Here is a 22,775-nt window from a genome sequence, read left to right as displayed (position 1 = left end):
CATGGTAAAAGTTGCTAACCCAACGCTCCAAGGGTTCAACCCCGATCCATGCTTGTTTAGAGGAAAAGATTCCTATTATATTCTCGTCTCCACGTTTGAATTCATGCCCGGAATTCGGGTTTATCAATCAGACGATTTAGTTAATTGGCGCTACGAAACATCAATTCTCACCGATATCGACCTCACCGGAAATACCCGGGGATGCTCCATCTGGGCACCTTACGCGGCCTATCATGACGGTAAGTACTACGTCATTTACACCGATGTGAAAAGCACTCGGGTTCCCTACAAGGATGTCAATAACTACATCATCACCGCTGATAGTATTAACGGCCCTTGGAGTACGCCCAAGTACATCAACAGTTCCGGTTTTGATCCCTCAATCTTCTTTGATGACGACGGACGCGTTTACTTCCTCAACGAATACTGGGACTACCGGTTAAAAACGCACAATAAATCAGCCGGGATCCTGATGCAGGAACTCGACGCACAAACCCTTGATTTACTGGGCACCCCTCAAATTCTATTTAATGGAACAGCGGCCCAAAAGACCGAAGCACCAGAAATTTACCGGCATAACGGCTACTACTATCTGTTAACGGCCGAAGGTGGCACCGAAGCCGGCCATCGCGTGACTGTGGCCCGATCCAAGGCGATCACCGGTCCTTATGAAGTGGATCCCCAAACCCCAATGTTGACGTCTAAGGACGACCCAACATTGACCCTTCAATGTTCCGGTCACGCCAGCATCGTGCACGATGACGATGACAACTGGTACATGGCGCATTTGACCACCCGACCACTACGCGATGATGTGACGCTGCTTGGACGTGAAACCGCAATTCAGAATGTGACTTGGACCACTGACGATTGGCTTCGACTGAGTAACCAGACTAACCAACCGGCGGACTACTACGAAGTCCCAGTTGACACACCCGTCATACCGATTCAACACGCCTTTGATAATGATTTTGGTGGCCCCGAGCTCAACTTTGAGCGCTGGAACACGCTTCGCAAGATGCCGACTGCTGACTGGCTTCAATTTACGGGGACCGGTCTTGAAATTGCCGGTGGTCAGTCACTGCAGTCCGAGTTTGATCAGCACCTGGTTGCAACACGGCAAACTGATTTTAACTTCACGGCCACGACAACCGTCGCATTTAACCCCACCACGTATATGCAGCTGGCCGGGATGGCCCTGTACCTCGATATCGATAACTATCTCTTCTTAGCCGTTACCCATGACGAGCAATTAGGGCGTTGTATCACCGTCTTACAGGCACAAAAGGGCGATTTTCAGATTGTCACCGACCCCATTGCCATCCATAGCCAAGATATTACCCTGCAAGTGACGGTCAACGGCTTAACTGGTACGCTGGCCTTTACCGATGGTGAGCAGCAGATAACCGTTTTAGACAATGTGGCCCTCGACTTTCTCTCCGGTGGCTTCACGGGAAACTTCATTGCCCTCGATACCATCGACATGGGACAATATAACCGTGCCAAAGCCCAATTCAAGTCATTTCACTACCAACCTAAATAACCCATCATTAACCCTGGCCGGTTTGCGGACACGGAAAACCAAATCGGCCTCACGTGTTTTACCCTTTCTTTCACAACGATAAACAAAACCGTCCCTCATCATATCGTAACGGATTGCGTATGATGAGGAACGGTTTTGTTATGTGCTCAATTTTAAATTATTCGCTATTAGGAAGCGTGATGTAGATCAACACCTTGATCGTGCCATGCAATCATGCCGCCGGCGACGTTCACGGCTTGAAAATGGGCCTCACGTAACTGCTCACATGCTAACTGCGAGCGCCGGCCCGAACGGCAAATGACGTAGTAGGTCGTCTCACGATCGAGCGTCGTTTGCCACTGTGCCAAATCCCCGAGCGGTAGGTTAACCGCACCATCGATGTGAGCCGCATTGAATTCAAACGGCTCCCGCACGTCAATCAGCTGGATATCATGGTGCAACAAATCTGCGAGTTCGGTCACATTAATTGTCTCGACCATTAGTTAGCCTTCACTGAATAGGGTGTCTCTGCCAAGGTTGCGTTGAGCTGTTCAAGCGTCGCATCCCCATTAAACGTGGCACGTTTCCCCGCCAAATCAACGTTGACGTCGCTAACCACCGTACTTAATTTCTCTGTTACTGTTTGTGCACAACCATCGCACATCATGCCTTCAACTGCTACTTGTTTCATCTTAACTTCATCCTTTCTGTTTGTTCTTTCTTTGAACCGGTTCAATCGCAACGCATTGAGCACCACCGTTACAGAGCTAAAGCCCATTGCAGCCGCCGCAATCATTGGATTGAGGAGCGGCCCGCCAAAAAGATATAGCGCTCCGAGTGCCACGGGAATGCCCAGTACGTTGTAGAAAAAGGCCCAAAATAGATTTTCCTTAATATTGGTCATCGTTTGTTGGCTGAGCCGTCGCGCGGTTACCAACGAACTCAGATCCGAATTCATCAAAATCACATCCGCACAATCAACCGCAACATCCGTCCCATTGCCAATCGCAACCCCGACTTGGGCCTGCACGAGGGCCGGTGCATCATTAATGCCATCCCCCACCATCGCGACTGCCTGCTGTTGTTGCAACTGGGCAATAGCCTGGGCCTTGCCATCTGGTAAAACATCACTAATTACATCAGTAATCCCAACCTGCCGCGCAATGGTCCGTGCCGTCTGTGCGTTATCGCCCGTCAGCATCACCACTTTTAAGCCTTGCTGCTGCAACTGGGCCACCGCTTGTCGGCTATCATCCTTAACGGGATCCATGACGCCAATCACACCCAGCACTTGTTGCGCGTAAGCCACGTAAATGACCGCATTCCCTTGATCAGTAAGCTGACTGACTGCTAAGCCACTTGTATCGAGTTGGGATTGCGCCATCAGCTGGGCATTGCCCACCAATACTAACTGGCCGTCTACTTGACCGGTCACCCCTAATCCGGGATGTGTCGTAAAGTCGTCCACCGGTACGCGTTGGGCCTCGTTGGCTTCGATCACCGCCGTTGCCAACGGATGATCTGAATAATACTCCAAACTGGCTGCCAGTTGCAAGACCCGTTTTTGTGACGCACCGGGTTGCAACAAAACGGTCGTGACCTCTGGCGTGCCCTTCGTGATCGTACCGGTTTTATCGAGCACCACCGTTTTCACCTGAGCAAGCTGTTCCAGCGCCGTACTATTCTTAAATAGGATTCCATTTTGCGCACCCTTACCAGTGCCCACCATAATGGCGGTTGGTGTCGCCAACCCCAATGCACAGGGACATGCGATCACCAGTACGGATACAAAGATCGTTAACGAGAAGGCTAATGACTGACCACTCAGTAACCACGCGAGGGCGCCAACCACCGCAATCGCCATGATCACCGGCACAAAGACGCCCGACACGCGATCGGCGAGCTTAGCAATCGGGGCCTTCGACCCCTGAGCATCCGTCACCAATTTAACAATGTGGGCCAGTGCCGTATCGCTCCCAACGTGCGTTGCTTCATACGTAATCTGTCCGTTTTTATTCAGGCTGCCTCCCACCACGGGGTCACCAGCCAGTTTTGTAATCGGCATGCTTTCACCGGTTAACATCGATTCGTCAACCGTCGTCTGGCCCGTCAGTACTTGACCGTCCACCGGAATTGTCTGACCCGATTTGACAAGTACCCGGTCGCCAACTTGTAGCGTCTTCACTGCCACTTCACGTACCGAACCGTCGGGCATGAGTTGGGACGCCGTTTGGGGGATTAGTGTCAGTAGTGACGTCAGTGACGCCGTTGTTTTTTGTTTCGACAATGCTTCGAAGTACTTACCGAGCATGATCAACGCTAAAATCATTCCACTCGCTTCAAAGTACAGTGCTTGTGGCCGACCGGTCGCCATCATGAGGCCTAAATTAACCAAACTATCCACAAATGCGGTCCCAGTCCCTACAAGTACTAACGAATCCATATTGGGATGCCACCTGACCAGGGCCTTACCGCCAGCGAGTAGGTAATCGCGTCCCAACCATAAAATGGGCAGTACCAAGAGCAGTTCGACCACCGCTGTCGTCACCGGAAACTGCATGTGATTCAGCCATGGTAACGTGGGTAAGTGTAGATCTCCCGCCATCGCCACGTACATGAGCACCGCTGCAATGATCAGTGTTGTCACCACCACGTTACGCTGATGCTGGAGCGCGTGGTGCTTGACTTGACGTTCTCTTTGCGCACTTTCCTGCGTCAATTCCTGGGCCAGTTCCGCACCGTATCCCGCGTGAACAACAGCTTGGATAATTTGGGCTGGGCTTAATGCTTGATCACTAAACTGAACTTGCATGCGTTCGGCCGCTAAATTGACGTTTGCTTCATTAACACCGGGTAACTGGCTGACGGCCCGCTCGATGGTCTGGGCGCAGCTCGCACACACCATTCCGGTAATTTTATATTGTTGTGCAGCCATTTTCAGCCTTCTTTCCGTTAATCACAGTGACACTCATCCGGTAAACAGTCGCAGGCCACCTGAGCTGGCGCAGTCGTTAATTTGGTTGCTAATAACTGTTGTAGCTGCTTAATGTCTGCCTGACTCAGTGTGAGGTGGTCAATCAGGTGGTACAAAGTAGCTCCCTGCTTCATCGCACATAAATGGTCAAAGAGCTGTTGTGTCGTTTCATTCATCGCGTCTGCTTCGGAGACCAACGCGGTGTATTTAAACCGGCGATCTTCTTTTTCAGTGGTGAGTAATCCCTTTTTGACCAACCGGCGTAACAGCGTCTTGATCGTGGATTCGGACCATTCCCGTTTTTGTTGCAGTAATTCAATTAGTTCCCGACTATAAATCGTTTGCTTCGTCCAAACAATCCGCATTAATTCCCATTCAGATGGTGTAATTTCACCAATTTTGGTCTGTGTTTCTGTCGTTGCCATCCGTGCGCCTCCGTTTACAAATGTAATTGATAAATCTAATCTACACCTGTGGTTTACAATTGTCAACTCAAAAAAAAACCATCCGCAATCGCAGATGGTTTCTATTACTCACATTCTGGCCTATAATCAACCTGTGAAATAACGGCGGTTAATCCGCCACTATAAATTCGAGGTAATTTGATGCAACCCTATTTTAATAAAATGACCGCGACCGGCTACCAAGAAATCGAAACGGAAATCGAAGCTCTGAAGGCCGATCGGCCGGCCAAAATCAAACAGCTACAGGAGGCCCGCGCACTTGGTGACCTCTCTGAAAACGCGGAGTATAGTGCCGCCAAACGGGATCTTCGTCGACTAGAGGGCCGGTTACGGTTTCTCAATAAGCAACTCCAATACGCCCAAATCGTTCAACCAAGTGATAATCAGATCATTGAAATTGGTAAACAAGTCACCATCGAGTTTCTCGATGATCACTTTCAAGAAACTTATACGATCGTTGGTAAACAGGAAGCTGACATCCAACACCAAAAATTATCCTTTGATTCCCCCCTGGGCCGGGTTTTGGTTAATCACACCAGCGGTCAGACCGTAACGGTGGTCGCTCCCGATGACCGTTATGATGTTAAAATTATTCGGGTAACCGTCTAACGTTGATCACTGATCACTACTTTTTGCGCGAGGTTTTCCACTGACTGTGCTTCGTTTTCGCTGTTAAGGTAGTCCACAATTTGTGTGAGGGTGGTCGTACTCATTGGTGAGATTTCACCCTCTTCATCCCCGTAAACCGTGTACAGCGCAACGGTCCCGTTCTTCAACGTATAGCACAGCATTGGCGAGGTGCCATTGTCACCTGCTTGAACGTCGTAGCGCACGTTATCCTGCCCTTCATATGAAAGATCGAAATTGTTCGTTTCAATCGCAACGTTCAAATGACTGGCCATGCCGTCACTACTGATAGCTGGCCAAATGCTGACTCGATCCGCGTAAACCGCAATTGCGGCCGCTGTTTGATTCGGCGTCATCGTTGCTTTAACAAGCTGATCGTCGCCAGTTATTGAGTCACTGCTGGCAACACTAGCCTGTTCCTGCTGACTGCTACTTGAGGCGCTACTGTGCTGTGAACGAGAACTCTGATACGTCGCCGACTGGCTAGACTGTGCCGACTGGTCCGAATCGACACTAGTCTCGGAAACCGTCTTCTTAATGAGATACCCACCCACAATGACTAATATAATGACCAGCGCAAGTAAGATCACGATGATCACGCGCTTCTTTTTATTGTGCGGTCGTTTCGGGGTTGGTGCCTGATTCGTCGTCCCCATCGATTCCCCGGATACCGCATCATCCTGGTTTTGAGTCAGTTGCAGCCCACATTTTGGGCAAAATTTGGGGTGCCCCGTTAACTTCGTCCCACAATTTGGACAGTACTGTTCTTTTTCTGCCACCTTTTCTCCTCCTCCATTGTCACGTTGCTTTCTCACCATCCGGGGGTGTCCGTACCCGAATCCGCACAGCAATCATCTAGTTAACACTTTCAAGTGTTTTGTTCAGTAGATCAGTAAACAATCACCAATATTACCAAAATATGCTAATAAGAAATTTTTTTATTCCCTTAAATTCATTATTGTAGCAACGTCTCATCGGCCTTATCGAATGATTATTGAAAAATATTGGCATTGAAGGTTTTATATAACGTGTTATACTAGAAAACGTTGCTAATTAGTAAACACAACATGTTGTGTCATTATAAAATAAAAGCCACTACATACACCATATATTGTGGTTAATAACGTTGAGGGAGTTGCACTTATGGTTAATTATTTCAAATTTTTGGGCCACCAACTAAAAGGTTGGCCACAACAAAACTACTATTTATTCTACTTTAGTCTTGGGTGCCAAATCATGACATTGGTCAGCACCAAGATCACACCTTTAACGATTATAACATTTATTGGAACCACGTTAGGTGTTTTATGTGTTCTCGCCATTAACGCTGCCAAGTCAATCAATGGTTGGTTAGGAATTTTGTCAGCTATCTGCTTTATCATTACCGGATTCGCTGCTAAGAACTACCTTTCAATTGGTGAACAACTGGCATACGTTGTTACTTTGGACATCCCTGTCTTATTAAGTGCCAGTTGGAACGTCAACATGGCCTCAAAGATTCGGAAGTTTACTGGTAAAACATGGGTCATCGCGCTGGTCTCAACTGCCATCGTGTACGTTGTTTCTGGTTACCTGATCGGGGCCTTCACTGATGATCCTCGTCCTTGGGTAGACGCTATCAGCTTTGCAATCTGCTTAACAGCCGGTGTCATTTGCTTCATGCGGTTCAACAACCAATACATTTGGTGGGTTGCCTCCGGTGTTGCCCAAATGGTTCTCTGGTTCATCTCATTCCGTCAAGGTTCGGCCACGTTAGCCATGTTTATCAACAGTTCCGTTTACTTGATCAACGACGTCCTGGCCTTCACCGTTTCACCATGGTACAACAAGAAGATCCGTGCCAAGGTGATCGCGGAAGAAACTGAATACGCCGCAAAGCTAAGCACTACTAGCAAGCACACTAGCGGTTTACAACATTCATCAATCTAAGCACTCATTTAAAAGGCGCCTCCTTCACTCCCTGTCTGGGTGAAAGAGGCGCCTTTTAAGGTCTTCTCAATAATGATCCTTGGCCGAATATATCACGACAGTCTCTTCTTGCGAATCAATTTCGTAAATTAATCGATCTTCTTGTGTAATTCGACGTGACCATTTTCCCTGTAACTCGTGCTTTAGCGGTTCTGGTTTCCCAATTCCTTCAAATGGATGACGATCAATATCTTTAATTAACCGATTAATTTTTTTGACCGTCGCCCGATTGCCCTGCTCATACCAATATAAATAATCGTTCCATGCATCATCAGTCCATGCCTTAATCATCCGGATCACCATCATCATCTAACAATGGATGTTGGTGGGTCTGATTGTGATGATATTGTTCTTCGCCTCGCCGAATTTTTTCCATCAACGGCCGATTCGACAAAATTCGTAAGGTTTCCTGCATCGCATCATAATCACGCTTACTCATGACCACAATATCTTCTTGCGTACTTTGACTTGTAACCATCAATGCTTCAGCGTCTTCATTGACTTGCTGCATATAGTTTTTCAGATTTTTGCGAAAACCACTGTATGAAACTGCATCCATCACGCATCCCTCCAAAAATTAATTGATTTCATCATCATTGTACAATGGTTTGTACAACAATTCAATTAATTCACTTGTTCAAACTTTTTTCACTTATTCGTGATCACGGCTTTACCTTTGCGTGTTCAGTCACCACAAAATCGAGGTTCTTGTGTATTTGCTCAAAGAAATCTATCCGCTCAGCATTGTCGGCACTCCTTGATCCAGCAACAGGTTGATTCGGGCAATCGGCTGGATACCACCTTATTTCACCAATATGACCAAAAAAACATGACCCGTCACCCACCGTAACTTAATCCGGTTTAGGTAACTAGTCATGTTTTTTTAGTAGCTTAAAATTCAACGTCGTGACTCCGACTAGCCTGTTGATACCGTTTAATTGCCCGATTCAGCAGCACCACCATTACGAGTGCAATCAAGGCAAAGACGCCCGCCCCGAAACTGATATTGTGCACGCCGGCCACATCGACCATCGTTGATGATGTCGCGGACCCCAGTGAAATACCAAAATTGAAGAAGATCGAGTTCAGCGACGACGCCAATACGATCGATTGCGGGTAATCTTGCTCTGCCACGTTTAAGAAGTGCAGTTGAATCGGTGAATTGAGGACCGAGGTAATCAAACTCAACACGAGTAATACCACGAGGCCGAAAATAGCCAGATGTAGCGTAAGCGGTAGGATAAACAGTAATGCAATTTCCAAAATATACACCTTAGGCATGTGTACCAGCCCACCATGTGAGGCCAGTTGACCAGATAGCTGGTTGCTGAAAATACTCATCAAGCCCAGTAAAAACAGTAACCAATTGAGTGAGGACAAGCTGAAGCCCAGTTCAGTCGTTAAAAGCGGCCGAATATAGGTGTAATACCCATACATCGCAGCGGCGCCGAACAGTACCAGCACCACCCCGTCGTACACCCGTAGGTCCTTCATCAGTGACAATTGCTTACCTAGCGAGCTAGTCACCTGCTTAATTTGCCGGGGCAGTAGCCAGAATAGTAGTCCGAGGGTGAGCACACTAATCACGCTAACAATTAAAAACGCGTTGCGCCACCCGTACGCGGTACTGATCGCCGTGCCAATCGGAACCCCAAAGACAGAGGCAATGCTGAAACCGGAAAAAATCCATGAGATCAGCGCCGGCCGCTTATCCATGGGGGCGACACTACTGGCAAAGGTCATGATCAACGAAATGATCGATCCCGCCACGGCCGCCGTTACCATCCGCGCAACAACCAACATAAAGTAGTTGGGGGCCAGTGCCGTCGCTGTATTGCCAATCAGGAAAACCAGCATCAGTACCATTAACGTTTTAAACCGGTTAAACCGGTTCGTAAAAATCGTGATCAACGGTGTGCTAATCGCATAGACCGTCGCGAAGATGGTCACTAGGTAGCCGACCACCGCAATTGACACGTTAAACTGGTGTGCGATATCGGAAATAATCCCGATCATGATAAACTCGTTGCATCCCAGCATAAAGGCGGTCAATACGAACACAATCGATTGCAACCTAAATTTATTCATGAGAAGTCCCCCTTGCCATGTGACGTTTAATCACCAAATTAAGCAACAGCGCAAACGCCAGCGTTCCTAACGCATACATTGCTGAAATATACGCCAACTTACCGACACCGGTGAAGTCGACCGAGGCAGAAGCCGTGGCCGATCCCAGCGAAATTCCAAAGTTAAAGAAAATCGAACTGAGTGACGAGGCAAGAACCAGCGACTGTGGGTAGTCCCGTTCGGCCACCGACAAAAAGTGGATTTGCAGTGGCGCGCTCAGGAGCGTGTTCATCGTCGACAGCACCATCAAAATGATCAAACCAAGCCATTTGAGCGTCAACGTAAATGGGAAAACAAAGAGTAAGATTGCCACACTGATATAGATCAGTGGGATCGCTTTGAGTCCCTGGTGATCCGCCAGCCGACCGGACAACTGATTACCCACAATATTCATGATACCGATCAAGAACAATAGCCAGTTCAGGTTATGAATACCAAATCCCAGACTATCGGTCAATAACGGCCGAATGTAAGTATAGTACGAGTACAGGGTGGCGGCTGATAATAACACGAGCACGACACTGACGTAAATCCGGCTATCCTTCATCAGGGTCAATTGCTTGATCATCGTACTTTTGACCTGTGGCACCGTGTGTGGCAGTAGCCAAAACAGCAGCGCATAGGTGATGATCGACACGACCGAAATAATGATAAAGGTGTAACGCCAGCCGTAGCTTGTACTAATAGTGGTTCCAATCGGCACCCCAATAACCGACGCGATGCTGAAGCCCGAGTAAATCCATGAGACTAATCCGGCCCGCTTATTGCGTGGAGCAATCGTACTTGCAAACGTCATGATCAGGGAAATAATCGCCCCCGATACCGACGCGGTGATCACCCGTGAAACGATGAGCGACAGGTAATTCGGGGCAAAACCACTGAACGTATTTCCAATTAGGAAAACCGCCATAAGCACCATCAGCGTTTTAAAACGGTTGTATTGACTGGTGTACACCGTGATAAATGGCGTGCTGACCGCATATACCGTTGCAAAGACGGTGACGAGGTAACCCACCGTGGCGATTGAAACTGAAAACTGGCGGGCAATGTCTGACAAGACCCCCACAACCATGAATTCATTACATCCCAACATAAAAGCCACCAAAACAAACACGGTGACTTGCAAACGATATTTGTTCATTTTTCTTTCCTCCCCCGTTAATTCCTCTAACATCCTACTACATTTACTCCCCCACTGGATAGGGCCATTCACAATTTGACAAACTTTTATCTGAATTGCTAAAGAAAATGGGATCATCATCGTCAAAATGGCGCTTTTGATAACTCACGGTGGTCCCGCTTCTAATAATTTAATCTAATTCTAATTTTATTCGTTTACTCGTTGCTAATTGCGGTTATAATGGTCAGTATAGTTACTATCTAGAGAGAGAAATGGGGAGACAATTATGGCATCTAGTTATTCTGTTAAGCGCGTCATCATTCCGGCAATGCTTGTGGCAGTCACCGTCGTCATCGCGCGCGTCTTTATTATTCCAATTCCAATGACTCACGGTAACATCAACTTGTGTGACGCCGGTATCATCATTGCGGCCTTCTTGTACGGGAAACGAGATGGACTCATTGTGGGCGGTTTGACCGGATTCTTACTGGACTTAATTTCCGGCTACGCACAATACATGTTCTTTTCACTCATCGTTCACGGGTTCGAGGGCCTCATCTTTGGGTGGTTAGGTTATAATAAAAGCCGCAAACTTCAAATTATCGCCCTCGTTGCGGGGGTCATAATCATGGTTGCGGGCTACTTCATTACCGATAGCATCCTATATAAGGTGCCAACCGGTCTAATCGGGATTCCAACCAACCTTCTTCAAGGCTTCGTCGGCGCAATTATCGGAATGCCAATCGCACTGCGGCTCAAAAAATCCCTCAAAATTTAGGTGCTTGACGGTCTACTATGCAATTAAATTAATTCGTATTCACAAAACGAGGAGAGTGGAAAAAAAGGCGGTCTGACTTCGAGCATACTCCGTTGTCCACGCAACTAAAATCGCTAAAGCGATAAGTTGCAGTGGCAGCCTAGGAAACCGAATGATTCATACTTTGAATCGTTTGGTTTTCGTAGCTAAGCGGAGAAGTCAGCCTTTTTTTCCCGATTTCGGCTATTAAAATTCAGAGATACAAAAATGGCTGGGAGTTTTTTCCCAGCCACCTCATTCCAATCTCTACGCTTTCAATCGCAGTTTTCACTTAATTATCTAAGGAGGTTCTCGCATGACCCGCGTTTCTGCACCAACTCAATCCCCCGTCCTCGTTGCGCAGGATCTTTCGGCGGTGAGCGCTATTTCGATGGGCGTCGCCGTCCCGCTGCTAACCGCCTTCGGTCAGCAACTGGCTATTTTACCCACAAGTCTTCTTTCAACCCAAACCGAGGGCTTTGGCCAACCCGCTAGTGCCGACTTAACCACGTGGCTGCCAGCCACCTTCGCTCATTGGCAAGCCCAACAAATTCAAACTCATGGTGTCTTAACCGGCTACCTAGGCCGCAATCAAATTGTCGATCAGCTGACTGAATTTATTCAACGGCAAAACGAGCAGCTAGTCGTGATTGACCCCGTCATGGGTGATCAAGGAGCACTTTATCCCGACCTACCAGCCGATTATCCAGACCACATGCGCCAGCTCGTCCATGCCGCATCGGTCATCGTGCCTAATCTGACCGAAGCCGAATTTTTGACTGGCCATCAGGTCACAGCCACGGACACTCTTCAGTCATTACTCCCGATTCTTGATGCCCTCCAGGTACAACTTCAGCCGGACGGTCACGCCATCATTACTGGTATCACCCTCGCAGACCAACAAGGATGCGTCTGGCTCGATGACCACCATCACGTTCAATTCATCGGCCGGCCTATTTTAGCGGGTCACTTCTTTGGCAGTGGGGATGTTTTTGCGGCCCTCTTAACCGGCTTTTTGCTTCATCGCGAACCCTTAGACCGCGCCATCGCACTCGCAACCCGCGGTACTTTTTGGGCGCTGCTAGATACCAACAACGCACCACGCGAACGGCGATACGGCATCGTCTTGTCATCCGTCATGGCCGCCATCGCCAACTACCAACAAGTGGGCCAGTTTACTCCCCGTCTAAATTAGCGAGTGCAGCTTGGTAAGCAGCGAATGTCTGCTCATCGAAACACACCATCGTGACATCTTTGACGACCTTAGCAGTTTCCATAAACTGATGAATTTCGTTGAGGGCCAACGGTGCAGCCTGTTTAATCGGATAATTATAAACGCCGGTACTGATTGAAGGAAACGCCACCGTTTCACACCCATTTTTTTCAGCTAACAACAAGCTGTTACGATACGAATTCTGTAAAAATATCTTCTCATGCCGCGTTCCCCCGTGCCAAATTGGTCCGGGAGTGTGAATCACGTACTTAGCTGGTAATTGATACCCCTTGGTGATTTTAGCTTCTCCAGTCGGACAGCCATGTAATTTTTTGCATGCTGCCAACAGTTCTGGACCTGCCGCCGCGTGAATCGCACCATCCACACCGCCACCACCAAGTAACGTGGTATTGGCCGCGTTCACAATTGCATCTACCTTGCAATCTGTAATATCATCCATCACAACACTGATCGTCATTCAATCATCCTCCTTGTTTTCGTTGAAACGAAAACCGATGTTCGATCAGGCCCCACGGCCCGGTCGATCACCGAATCTTTGCGGGCGTCACACGGTATGCGAATCATCTCGCAACACCTTGTTTGGTCCTATCCTCATTTTATTCTAATTTTGTCACCGTTTACATCCCTTTATTTGAATTTTTCTCTTGTTTACGTATTTTTCTGGTGTTAATATTCAGTTACAAATTAAAACGCAGTTGCCTATATAATGCCGCAATACGGGCGGTAAGTTTCTACCCAAAGCCGTAAACTTTGGACTATAAGCAGATTGAGGATGACTCTATTTGCCTATGCAGATAGAGTTTTTTTAGTTGCTTGAATCGCGCTACTCTTTCATTTGACTAATTAAACTGCACAAGGCAGATTCTGAGGAATAATCACCTTGTTCCGCATCCTTATACTACAGACAATTGCACATAGGAGGATTATTTTGAAAGCTTCAGTTACTCTTAGTGCTAAAGATACCAAGACCAAGGAAACCTCAAACTGGAAGGCCGCCATCCTAGGACTTCAACACTTGCTCGCCATGTATTCTGGTGATATTTTGGTGCCATTGCTCATCGGGGGAGCCTTACACTTTAACGCCGCTCAGATGACCTACTTGGTTTCCGCCGATATCTTTATGTGTGGAATTGCCACCCTCTTACAACTTCGAACAACTCCCCTGACTGGGATTGGGTTACCAGTCGTATTAGGCTGTGCCGTTCAAGCGGTTGCCCCCCTCGAATCAATTGGGGGTACCCTTGGGATTACCTATATGTACGGGGCAATTATCTGTGCTGGGTTCTTCGTCTTTTTAATCGCCGGCCTTTTCGCCCGCATTAAAAACCTCTTTCCTCCCGTTGTTACCGGATCCCTCATTACCATCATTGGTTTTACCCTGGTTCCTGTGGGCTTTCAAAACCTTGGGGGCGGTGATTTAACGGCAAAGTCGTTCGGGAGCTTCTCCAACCTCGCCGTTGGTGGGATTACCATTGTGATCATTTTGCTCATCAGTGCCTTCGCAAAGGGCTTCATTCAATCCATTGCTATTTTAATTGGGATTGTTGCCGGTTCCTTTATCGCCAGTGCCTTTGGTCTCATCTCACTAGATCCAGTGGGACAAGCATCATGGTTCCATCTGCCCCAATTATTTTACTTTGGAGTACCAACCTTCAATACATCTTCCATTATTACCATGATTCTAGTCTCGCTCACCACCATGATTGAATCAACCGGTGTATTCTTCGCTTTGAGCGATGTAACCGGTCAAAAAGTGGGAACCAATGATTTGAAGCGCGGTTACCGGGCTGAAGGAATTGCGGCGATGCTCGGGGGCGTCTTCAACACCTTCCCATACTCAACCTTCTCACAAAACGTCGGTGTGCTGAAACTATCCGGGGTTAAGACCCGCAAACCAGTTTACTACGCTGCTTTCTTCCTTATCATTTTAGGTCTGTTGCCAAAATTCGCTGCCGTTGCCACAACAATTCCCTCTGCCGTACTAGGTGGGGCCATGATCGTGATGTTTGGGATGGTCGGTGTGCAAGGGGTTCAAATCTTGAAGAAGGTCGACTTCAGTAAAAACAGTAACCTGCTAGTCGCTTCGATGTCAATCGGTTTAGGACTTGGCGTAACCGTCTACCCTCAAATTTTCCAACACATGTCCAACGAATGGCAAATTATGCTAAGTAATGGTGTGGTCGTTGGTAGCGTCACCGCCGTGGTATTAAACTTAATTTTCAACCACGATTCATTTAAAAAAGCCGCTAAATAAGCTAAATTTCTGGAGTGTGATTTAAAATCACGCTCCTTTTACTTTTGAAAATTCATTTTCCTTTGCGAAATTTCCAAAACAGCATACAATCATGACAACCCATTAAATTAGAAAAGAAGGTCCGCGATTATGAAAATTGGGATTATTGGTGCTACCGGTCGAACTGGTAGCGCACTTGTTCAAGAAGCACAGGCTCGTGGTCATGAGGTAACTGCGATCGTTCGCAATCGTACCAAAGCCGAACAACAATTTAGTGCCGCCACCACGATTTTGGCAAAAGACGTTTTTGCGCTGACTTGGGATGATTTAAAGGATTTAGACGTTGTCATCAACGCATTTGCGTCGCGTGGAGATGGCTATCAACACCTCGACCTCGCTGCTAAATTAGTCACCATGGCGCGCAACCAGCCCCAACCACGTCTCTTCTTCATCCTAGGGGCGGCCTCTTTGAAACAGGCCGATGGCACTACGCTGCTCGCATCAATCTTGAAGGCTGCCGCCAATGAGCCTTGGGTGGACACACCACTACAACAAGCTCACGAATATGAATACCTCCAGTGGATTCATAACGTCAACTGGACGGCAATTTCACCCCAACGTGACTTTGTTCCCGGGCCAAAAACAAGTTACCACCTTGGCAAGGATCAAGTGATGTTCAACAGCGAGGGGCAATCGACGGTCACCACTGGCAATCTCGCCAGTGCTGTACTAGACGAAATCGAACATCCAACACATCCGCGCGAACGGTTTACTGTTGTGGATAATTAAACAAAAAAATGGTGACTCCTCATGGAATCATCATTTTTTTAGGTTAATCATAATTTAATTATCTCTCCTCACTGATTGCTTCTTCCGTTTCTTTATCTGAATTGATGAGCACATGACTTTCCGATAGTCCAAGTGCTTCAAACATCCTGATTAATCATTAACGTCCATTTTTCATCAATTAACGTTTGACGTTAATCGACAGCTAATGGACGTTAATATTTTTTTAGATTTTCAATTTGAATTATATGGCACAATGAAGAAAAAAGGAGCTGATCCAATGAATGAAATGGTATGTTAATAATCAATTCTACAAAAATTTTGATTTCTGAGCGAGCTTTATATTCGTATTCAATCTATACGTAGTCCCGTTTAACAACGGTGTCACTTTTCCGTGGTGACGCGTTTTAACTATCGGTTATCTTGACGATTATTCGATACTTCGAATCTAATTTCACCACGACCCATTATTCGTTACCATTGCCATCGCCTCTCGGACCCTTTATATTAGTTGATAGTAAAAACTTTTAATTCGAGGAGTGTGTCATGTTGGTGATTAGTTGTTATCTGTAGATTGGACTGAGGCCCTATTGGTCATTTTTGTGCAGGCGTGGACAACCCTGTGGTTAAGTTATTGTTTGGTAAATCGTCATTATCGGGGATTCGTGCTCTTGCGAGACATCATCCTTGCTAGTGGCATTGCTGCTGCCGGTCTCTACATTCAAGATACCATTTGGCTGCTAGTACTTGCCGGTGCCATCATGTTTAGCTTAGTGAGTCACCGATTTGAAACCGTGAACTACATACCAGTAACCGCCTTAATTATCGCGTGCATGGTCCAAATCGATTTTGGCTTCATCGCCACCTATCTGAGTCGTCTGATTCTCCTTATCCGCACCCACTCCTTCAACCTTCATACTGCCATGCAGTACAGTCACCCCCTGATTATCATCATTGCGGTAGCTGAAATCGGCGTAACGCTCATCTTAGTTACCCTTGTTCGCCACTACTGGCAATTTCTCAACCGACTCACGACACTCATTACCGATCTACAAGTTGAAAAACAAATCTTTTTCATGACGTTAGGGATCTTCGTTGCACTCGAAACCGTCCTCATTATCAGCGAACTACTCGCCATTGCCGCCATCATCCAAGGTGTGCTGATTGTCACCTTCTCACTGATCACCATCCTTATCGTCTATCAAATGGTAATTTTTGTGCGCGCCTACGCGGCGCGCCAAAAGGTGACCGCTATGAGCCATCAAAATCAACAGCTAGAAGGCTACATGACGAGTATTGAGCAGCAATACACCGAGTTTCGACGCTTCAAGCACGATTATAATAATTTACTACTGTCGCTAGAAACTATGATCAATAGCGATGACTCCCAGCAGTTGCGTGCATACTACCAAGAGTTACGACAACAATCAATTGTCACCCAACAAAATAATGCCCAGATGATTGTGGCCGCTGACCAAATCACTAACGAACCCGTTCGCGGCCTATTAATCCAGAAGTACTTTCGGGCACGCAACGCTGGTGTGACCCTCACCATTGAAGTCATGGGCCACCACCTGACGATCCCCAACCATGTGGTTCCCATCGTTCGCATTCTTGGAATTCTGCTCGATAATGCAATTGAACACGTCACGGCCACCGACAGCCACCAGCATGTCACTTGTGCTTTCATCGACCATCCCCATTCGATTGAAATCATCGTTGAAAATCCGGCCAGTGCTGATCTAGACATTGAGCGTCTCCTGACACTCGGTGCCACAACCAAGGGTGACCATCATGGCATTGGCCTAGCCAACGTTCAAGATCTCGTCTATCAGCTCCCCAACCTCTACTTTAATACCGCACTCGATCACGATAATCTCCAAATGAGTCTCGTGATCACCAAGGAGGACTAACTTGTTTCCCGTTTTACTCTTAGAAGACGATCCCATTCAACTTCAATTTTACAAACAGACCGTCGAAAATACCATTATGATCAACCATTACGCCATGCAGATAATCACAGCCAGTACCACCGTGGCCGATTTTGAACAACAACTCCCTCATATTAATCAGGGCCTATTTCTGCTCGATATGGAAATTGGAACCGATATTCAGGCGGGACTTAAACTGGCAATCAAAATTCGCGAGACGGTACCGTTTGCACAAATTGTCTTTATCACGACCCACGATGAGTTATCCTTTCTCACCCTCAAACGGCGGGTCGCCCCGTTCGACTACATTCTCAAAGACGAGGGCGGAAGCATAATCAAACAACGCCTGATCACCGATACCTCCCTAGCCTACCACGTCTACGAAGCCGAACTGTTTCACCACACAAGTCTCTTTCGGTACCAAATTGGCGATCAATACTTCTCGGTGCCGATGAACGACATTACGATGCTCATCACCAACAAACAACAACCTGGCACTGTCATTTTATATGCCGACCGTTGTCATGCCACCTTTCCCGGTAACCTCTCCGCCATTGAGACCGAATATCCCCATTTCTTTCGCTGTGACAAAAGCTCACTCGTCAACCTCGATCACATGGCTAGCTTTAACCGAACCAGTCGTCAATTAGTCTTCAACGACGGTAGCACCTGCAAAGTTTCCTTTCGTAAAACTCGTGAATTGCGCCAGCTACTAAAATAGGTTATTTGTGTCGTTACAGGCCATTTGCGTTATAGTGGACACGAACTATCCCAAAATAATTGGATTGGAGCGTTCAAAATGAAAACTGTTTTAATTCTTGGTGCTGCTGGTCAAATTGCGACCGTCCTCACCGAAACCTTACTGACACAAACTGATTACCATTTGAAGTTGCTGGCTCGACGGGCAGACCGGCGCATCACGGTTACCGATCCAGAACGCGAGACCGTGATTACTGGTGATTTTAGTGATCGGGCCACCCTTGATCAGGCGTTGACAGATGTCGATGCCGTCTATCTAAACGAAATGCGCGATTTAGCTGCCGTGACAACGGTCGTTAAGGCAATGGAGGCCCACCATGTTCAGTCCCTAATTGCCGCAACAGTTCTCGGCATTGAAGATGAAGTCCCCGGTAAGTTTGGCGACTGGAACACTATGATGATCGCTAGTTCCATCGCGAAACGAAAGCAGACGGCCGCCGTCGTCACCCAATCATCGTTGGACTACACCCTCCTACGACTAGCCTGGCTCTTCAACGATCAACATCAGTTAGCCTACGAAACGACCCAGAGTGGTCAGCCATTTGGTGGCACCGAGGTTAGCCGCGAAGCCGTGGCCCAACTCATTACCGCCATTCTGCAAGATCAAACTGGGCAATATGCTCGGCAAAGCCTGGGCGTTAATCAACCCGGCACGCAGGGCGATAAACCTTCATTTTACTGATTTCAAAAAAGTGGTATGACAATTTCTGTCATACCACTTTCTTTTACTTTTCAGTTGTTGGTGCCGGTACAACCTCCTTGTCCGACTGGTGACCAAGCTTGTTAGTCAGCAAGAACGCTGGGATAATCACGACGGCAGTGCAGGCCACCGCCCAGATAAATCCCTGTTGGTAGGCGTGCGCCACAGCGGTCAAATGATTAGCCATCAGTTCATGCGTGTGGCTAGTGAGATACGCCGACGCAACCGTCGCCATCAATGCTGAGCCAAACGCACCACCGACATTTTGTGTAATCCGCCCCGCAATCGAAATTTGGCCAGAATACTTGGAATCTTGGCCGACAAACGAATCGGTCATGAGCGGACTGATGATGGCTCCGGCCCCGATTCCCCGGACAAATAAGACGCCCATCAGCAACCAGAAATTAGTGTGCTGATCAAAGGACATGAACGGCACGGTTCCGATTAGGGTCACTAACAAGCCGACAATCAGAACCCACCGCGCCCCAATTCGATCAATGAAGCGGCCAATGATTGGTCGGGCAATCAGCATCCCGATTCCTTGTGGAATAAGAGATAATCCCGCTTCAGCAACACTTTGACCACGTAGATTTTGGAAAAACAGTGGCAGTAACAGCATTGGTCCGTTATTCACAATCCCCGCCAAAACTAGTCCAATCATTGAACCGGTAAAGTTACGTCGTTTGAACAGAAATAACGGCACCACTGCCTGACTCTTACGGAAAATAGCGTAAATCGCGTAAATCACCAGCAAGGCAATTCCCACACCCACATAGCTTAACGTCGTACTATTGTTAAAACTGGCCTTTGAGCTAGCCTTAACAATGCCGTAAACAATCGCTGCCGAACCGCCAGCCAGTAAGCTTACTCCCGGCCAGTCAAATTTAGCGGTCGGATTCTTAGGGGCAATTGCTGGTAACTTCACCCAAATGAGAATTGTGGCGATGATAACAACGGGAACATTGACGAAAAAGATCCAGCGCCATGATAGATACTGGACGATCACGCCCCCAATTACAGGGCCAAAGATCGGGCCTAGCATGATGGGTAATCCAACAATGGCCATGATCCGCCCCATCGATCCGACTCCCGCCACATCAACTAACAATGTTGTCAACAACGGTGTAATCAAACCAGCACTGAATCCTTGCACAAACCGAATACTAATCAGCATGGTGACATTGCCAGACATCGCGGCCACCAGTGAAAACAAGCCGAACAACACTTCGGCAATCAAGAAGACCTTTTTACCACCAATCTTGTCATTCAGCCAGCCGGTAAAGGGCACTGCCACGACCATCGCCAATAAGTAGCCCGTGACCACCCATTGAACGGTACTTAATGATTCATTAAAATCTGAAGATAATTTGTTGAGGGCAATGTTGACCATTGTCGAATCCAGCATGGGTGCAATCGCGCCCAGCACGATGATCCACGCCTGATTAACGATCGCGCGTGGTAACGCACTTTCTGTTTTTTTGTTAGTTGCCATTGTGACACCTCCGATAATGAGTTAGACTATTTTTAAGGAACTTTAGTCTCTAATTTTAGGTACTCAAGTACTCTATATCTTTTGATGTCGATTGTCAACCACCCTTTTAAAAAAAATTCATGCTATACTGCTTAGTAGCAACTTCGTCCGAAAGGAAGTCATTTCATGGCAAACAGCCCTCATGATCAGCAAGGTTCATCAAACGCATCGACCACCCAGCACCGCCGACGGGGAAAAGAACTGGAAGCTGATATTCTCGCCTCAACCCTTAATTTAATCGAACAAACAAAATATGAAGCGATCACGATGGACATGATCGCTAAGCACGCCCATACAAACAAAAGCGTCCTTTACCGGCGTTGGGACTCGAAGGCCGATATTGTGCTGGCCGCTTTGCGCACGCAAACAACTGGCCTAGCCGCAAAAATGAGTCAAGCTCCGGATACCGGCTCTTTGGAAGGCGATCTTCGAGACTTGTTCGATCGGATTGGCACGCTGCTAACCAGCATGCACTACGCCAATATCATTGGCCTCATGCGTGAACGGTTGGGCGGAATCTCGATGCGCGATTATTTCGATAAATTTGCGCGTAAAAACTACCTCAGTCAAATGGTGCGGACATTTTTTGAACACGCCTCCGAGCGGGGCGAAGTCGATCTCACGCACTTTGACGAGGCCCTTTACGACCTCCCAGCATTGGTCCTCATGGATGCCTTCTATGCGACGGACGATACAACGATAGATCGTTCACGCCTCGACCACATCCTATCTGACGTCTTGATGCCAGTGTACCGGCCATTTTTAACCGCTGGGAATGGAGAAACTAAATAAATACATCAAATTTGATGCCACACAAAAACCAGAATTGCCGACACACAAGCAATTCTGGTTTTTTAGTCTATCTAATTATGGTAACTGGTAGGCAGAGATTTCAACATGCCCATCACGGTACTCGGCTAGATAAACATCCTTGAGTACCACGCGCTGTTGTCTCAATTGCGCCAGTAACCACGCCTCATCATGATTAATTATCGGCAACACATCTTGATTTATCTGGCCATCTGTAATCAACGGGAATTTAATGGCATCATCACCAAACACGGTTACTGTAAGCTGTCCATTTTGTTCTAATACTGCTCGCTTGACGTCTTTCACTGAATACACCCCGTTTTGTCGAAGTTTAAACATTAGATCGGCCGCTGACAAACCGCTACGAAGAACCGTTTTTAGCGCAATTTCGCCATCTTTAATAACTGTTTGGGGCTGCCCGTCGATCATTCGTTTAATCACTCGATTATGTTCTTTCGCATACTTGGTAACTAAAACCAGTAATGTCCACAAAACTAGAATCAAAAAGAACTGAAAAAGTGTAATATCACTATTAAACATGGCACCACCAATAATGCCACCTAGAACAAAATTTTGTACGGAATCCATAGCCGAGGATGGTGCTAAATTTCCTTTCCCCGTTAAGTTTATCTGAGCAATTAGGCATACAAAACCCAATGCCAATTTTAAACCCACATCATAATAAATTTGCACGTTACTCACCTACTTAACATACTGGACATCGTGATTCATCAGATTGACCTTTGTTAATTCGTAGCTTAAGTACGAATCATCAAAGTGCACCCGGTATACCTGATGTTTGATTTTCACAAGCATACCGTCCTTCAGACTGGTAGAACTTACTGCCACCTGATGCCTGTTAACTCCGCGATCATCGCGTATTCGGTCAATAAACTGCTTCATTTGTGTTGTCTGATTATTCACCATTTTGACCTGCTCAAGATTACCAATTTGTGTACCGATAATAAACACAATCAACAACGCAACAATCAGAATCAAATCTCGATACTTAGTTGTAATTCGATTTTGAAAATACCGCACTAAGAAAAAAACTAAGAGCACGGCCAGTGCAATTGCCACTCCAAATCCAAGATACTTACTAAAAAAATTTTGATGGGTAAAATAACTAGCAGCATAAAATGTCACGTTGATTCCCCCTGTGTTACTTGAAACTAGTTGGTCTCTTACTAGAC

At 47.1% G+C, this 22,775-nt stretch carries 23 protein-coding genes and 1 riboswitch; of the genes, 11 read left to right on the top strand and 12 right to left on the bottom strand.

What is annotated here, in order from left to right; genetic code table 11:
- Window position 1: 1 nt before the first annotated feature.
- A complete protein-coding gene (locus tag FC26_RS10320) occupies window positions 2-1,543 on the top strand; it encodes a glycoside hydrolase family 43 protein (protein WP_057780343.1) in 1,542 nt (513 codons plus the stop codon).
- Between the two features lie 167 nt (window positions 1,544-1,710).
- On the opposite strand, the gene FC26_RS10315 is transcribed toward FC26_RS10320, so the two are convergent.
- From FC26_RS10315 to FC26_RS10305, 3 genes are read right to left on the bottom strand one after another with little or no spacing between them, the layout of a single operon-like run.
- A complete protein-coding gene (locus FC26_RS10315; protein WP_057780294.1) occupies window positions 1,711-2,022 on the bottom strand; it encodes a rhodanese-like domain-containing protein in 312 nt (103 codons plus the stop codon).
- Window positions 2,022-4,457, bottom strand: a complete 2,436-nt coding sequence (locus FC26_RS10310; RefSeq protein ID WP_057780292.1) for a heavy metal translocating P-type ATPase — start codon at window positions 4,455-4,457, stop codon at window positions 2,022-2,024. Before FC26_RS10310 ends, FC26_RS10315 begins: the two co-directional genes overlap by 1 nt.
- A 17-nt stretch (window positions 4,458-4,474) precedes the next feature.
- Window positions 4,475-4,921, bottom strand: a complete 447-nt coding sequence (locus FC26_RS10305; RefSeq protein ID WP_057780289.1) for a CopY/TcrY family copper transport repressor — start codon at window positions 4,919-4,921, stop codon at window positions 4,475-4,477.
- A gap of 180 nt (window positions 4,922-5,101) precedes the next feature.
- Here FC26_RS10305 and greA point away from each other — a divergent pair, with 180 nt between their 5' ends.
- The gene (gene greA, locus FC26_RS10300; RefSeq protein WP_057780287.1) at window positions 5,102-5,569 is read left to right on the top strand and encodes a transcription elongation factor GreA; all 468 of its coding nucleotides are present in this window, start codon (window positions 5,102-5,104) and stop codon (window positions 5,567-5,569) included.
- Here the strand turns inward: greA and FC26_RS10295 are convergent.
- The gene (locus FC26_RS10295) at window positions 5,566-6,366 is read right to left on the bottom strand and encodes a zinc-ribbon domain-containing protein (protein ID WP_057780285.1); all 801 of its coding nucleotides are present in this window, start codon (window positions 6,364-6,366) and stop codon (window positions 5,566-5,568) included. The genes greA and FC26_RS10295 overlap by 4 nt on opposite strands.
- 364 nt (window positions 6,367-6,730) lie before the next feature.
- Between FC26_RS10295 and pnuC the strand changes: the two genes are divergently transcribed.
- Window positions 6,731-7,516 carry a nicotinamide riboside transporter PnuC gene (gene pnuC / locus FC26_RS10290; protein ID WP_057780283.1) on the top strand — a complete coding sequence of 262 codons (786 nt, stop codon included), beginning with the start codon at window positions 6,731-6,733 and terminating at the stop codon, window positions 7,514-7,516.
- A gap of 66 nt (window positions 7,517-7,582) precedes the next feature.
- Here pnuC and FC26_RS10285 read toward each other — a convergent pair whose 3' ends face one another.
- The 4 genes from FC26_RS10285 to FC26_RS10270 form a co-directional block, all read right to left on the bottom strand.
- Window positions 7,583-7,846: a Txe/YoeB family addiction module toxin gene (locus FC26_RS10285; protein WP_057780281.1), complete on the bottom strand. Its 264-nt coding sequence runs from the start codon at window positions 7,844-7,846 to the stop codon at window positions 7,583-7,585.
- A complete protein-coding gene (locus FC26_RS10280; protein WP_057780279.1) occupies window positions 7,839-8,114 on the bottom strand; it encodes a type II toxin-antitoxin system Phd/YefM family antitoxin in 276 nt (91 codons plus the stop codon). Before FC26_RS10280 ends, FC26_RS10285 begins: the two co-directional genes overlap by 8 nt.
- Before the next feature lie 332 nt (window positions 8,115-8,446).
- A complete protein-coding gene (locus FC26_RS10275; RefSeq protein ID WP_057780277.1) occupies window positions 8,447-9,643 on the bottom strand; it encodes an MFS transporter in 1,197 nt (398 codons plus the stop codon).
- A complete protein-coding gene (locus FC26_RS10270; protein ID WP_057780275.1) occupies window positions 9,636-10,823 on the bottom strand; it encodes an MFS transporter in 1,188 nt (395 codons plus the stop codon). The genes FC26_RS10275 and FC26_RS10270 overlap by 8 nt, the downstream gene beginning before the upstream one ends.
- 265 nt (window positions 10,824-11,088) lie before the next feature.
- Here FC26_RS10270 and FC26_RS10265 point away from each other — a divergent pair, with 265 nt between their 5' ends.
- Both FC26_RS10265 and FC26_RS10260 read left to right on the top strand, forming a co-directional pair.
- Window positions 11,089-11,580 (top strand): ECF transporter S component, encoded by a 492-nt coding sequence (locus tag FC26_RS10265; RefSeq protein ID WP_057780273.1) that lies wholly within the window; start codon window positions 11,089-11,091, stop codon window positions 11,578-11,580.
- A 334-nt stretch (window positions 11,581-11,914) separates the two neighbouring features.
- Window positions 11,915-12,793: a PfkB family carbohydrate kinase gene (locus FC26_RS10260; protein WP_057780271.1), complete on the top strand. Its 879-nt coding sequence runs from the start codon at window positions 11,915-11,917 to the stop codon at window positions 12,791-12,793.
- Here the strand turns inward: FC26_RS10260 and FC26_RS10255 are convergent.
- On the bottom strand, window positions 12,774-13,289 hold the full coding sequence (locus FC26_RS10255) for an O-acetyl-ADP-ribose deacetylase (protein WP_057780269.1): 516 nt from the start codon (window positions 13,287-13,289) through the stop codon (window positions 12,774-12,776). The two genes, FC26_RS10260 and FC26_RS10255, sit on opposite strands and share 20 nt — an antisense overlap.
- A gap of 222 nt (window positions 13,290-13,511) precedes the next feature.
- Window positions 13,512-13,610, top strand: a riboswitch (purine riboswitch).
- Window positions 13,611-13,829: 219 nt separating this feature from the next.
- On the opposite strand from FC26_RS10255, the gene FC26_RS10250 reads away from it, so the two are divergent.
- From FC26_RS10250 to FC26_RS10230, 5 genes are all read left to right on the top strand, one after another.
- Window positions 13,830-15,086 (top strand): nucleobase:cation symporter-2 family protein, encoded by a 1,257-nt coding sequence (locus FC26_RS10250; RefSeq protein WP_420835230.1) that lies wholly within the window; start codon window positions 13,830-13,832, stop codon window positions 15,084-15,086.
- 129 nt (window positions 15,087-15,215) lie between these two features.
- On the top strand, window positions 15,216-15,854 hold the full coding sequence (locus tag FC26_RS10245) for an NAD(P)-dependent oxidoreductase (protein WP_057780266.1): 639 nt from the start codon (window positions 15,216-15,218) through the stop codon (window positions 15,852-15,854).
- A 557-nt stretch (window positions 15,855-16,411) separates the two neighbouring features.
- Window positions 16,412-17,764, top strand: coding sequence for a sensor histidine kinase (locus FC26_RS10240; RefSeq protein WP_057780263.1), 1,353 nt, complete (start codon window positions 16,412-16,414; stop codon window positions 17,762-17,764).
- A gap of 1 nt (window position 17,765) precedes the next feature.
- Window positions 17,766-18,503, top strand: a complete 738-nt coding sequence (locus tag FC26_RS10235) for a response regulator transcription factor (protein ID WP_057780261.1) — start codon at window positions 17,766-17,768, stop codon at window positions 18,501-18,503.
- 78 nt (window positions 18,504-18,581) lie between these two features.
- On the top strand, window positions 18,582-19,223 hold the full coding sequence (locus tag FC26_RS10230) for an NAD(P)H-binding protein (RefSeq protein WP_057780260.1): 642 nt from the start codon (window positions 18,582-18,584) through the stop codon (window positions 19,221-19,223).
- Window positions 19,224-19,266: 43 nt separating this feature from the next.
- On the opposite strand, the gene FC26_RS10225 is transcribed toward FC26_RS10230, so the two are convergent.
- Window positions 19,267-20,733 (bottom strand): MDR family MFS transporter, encoded by a 1,467-nt coding sequence (locus FC26_RS10225; protein WP_057780257.1) that lies wholly within the window; start codon window positions 20,731-20,733, stop codon window positions 19,267-19,269.
- A 165-nt stretch (window positions 20,734-20,898) separates the two neighbouring features.
- Here FC26_RS10225 and FC26_RS10220 point away from each other — a divergent pair, with 165 nt between their 5' ends.
- Complete coding sequence (locus tag FC26_RS10220) at window positions 20,899-21,564, top strand: TetR/AcrR family transcriptional regulator (RefSeq protein ID WP_057780255.1); 666 nt, start codon at window positions 20,899-20,901, stop codon at window positions 21,562-21,564.
- 75 nt (window positions 21,565-21,639) lie between these two features.
- On the opposite strand, the gene FC26_RS10215 is transcribed toward FC26_RS10220, so the two are convergent.
- Window positions 21,640-22,275 (bottom strand): DUF421 domain-containing protein, encoded by a 636-nt coding sequence (locus FC26_RS10215; RefSeq protein ID WP_057780254.1) that lies wholly within the window; start codon window positions 22,273-22,275, stop codon window positions 21,640-21,642.
- Window positions 22,276-22,284: 9 nt separating this feature from the next.
- A complete protein-coding gene (locus tag FC26_RS10210; protein WP_057780252.1) occupies window positions 22,285-22,728 on the bottom strand; it encodes a DUF3290 domain-containing protein in 444 nt (147 codons plus the stop codon).
- Window positions 22,729-22,775 lie beyond the last annotated feature (47 nt).

Origin of the sequence: Paucilactobacillus vaccinostercus DSM 20634 (assembly GCF_001436295.1) — a bacterium.
Taxonomy (GTDB): Bacteria; Bacillota; Bacilli; order Lactobacillales; family Lactobacillaceae; genus Paucilactobacillus; species Paucilactobacillus vaccinostercus.
This window is presented reverse-complemented; position numbering and strand designations above follow the sequence as displayed.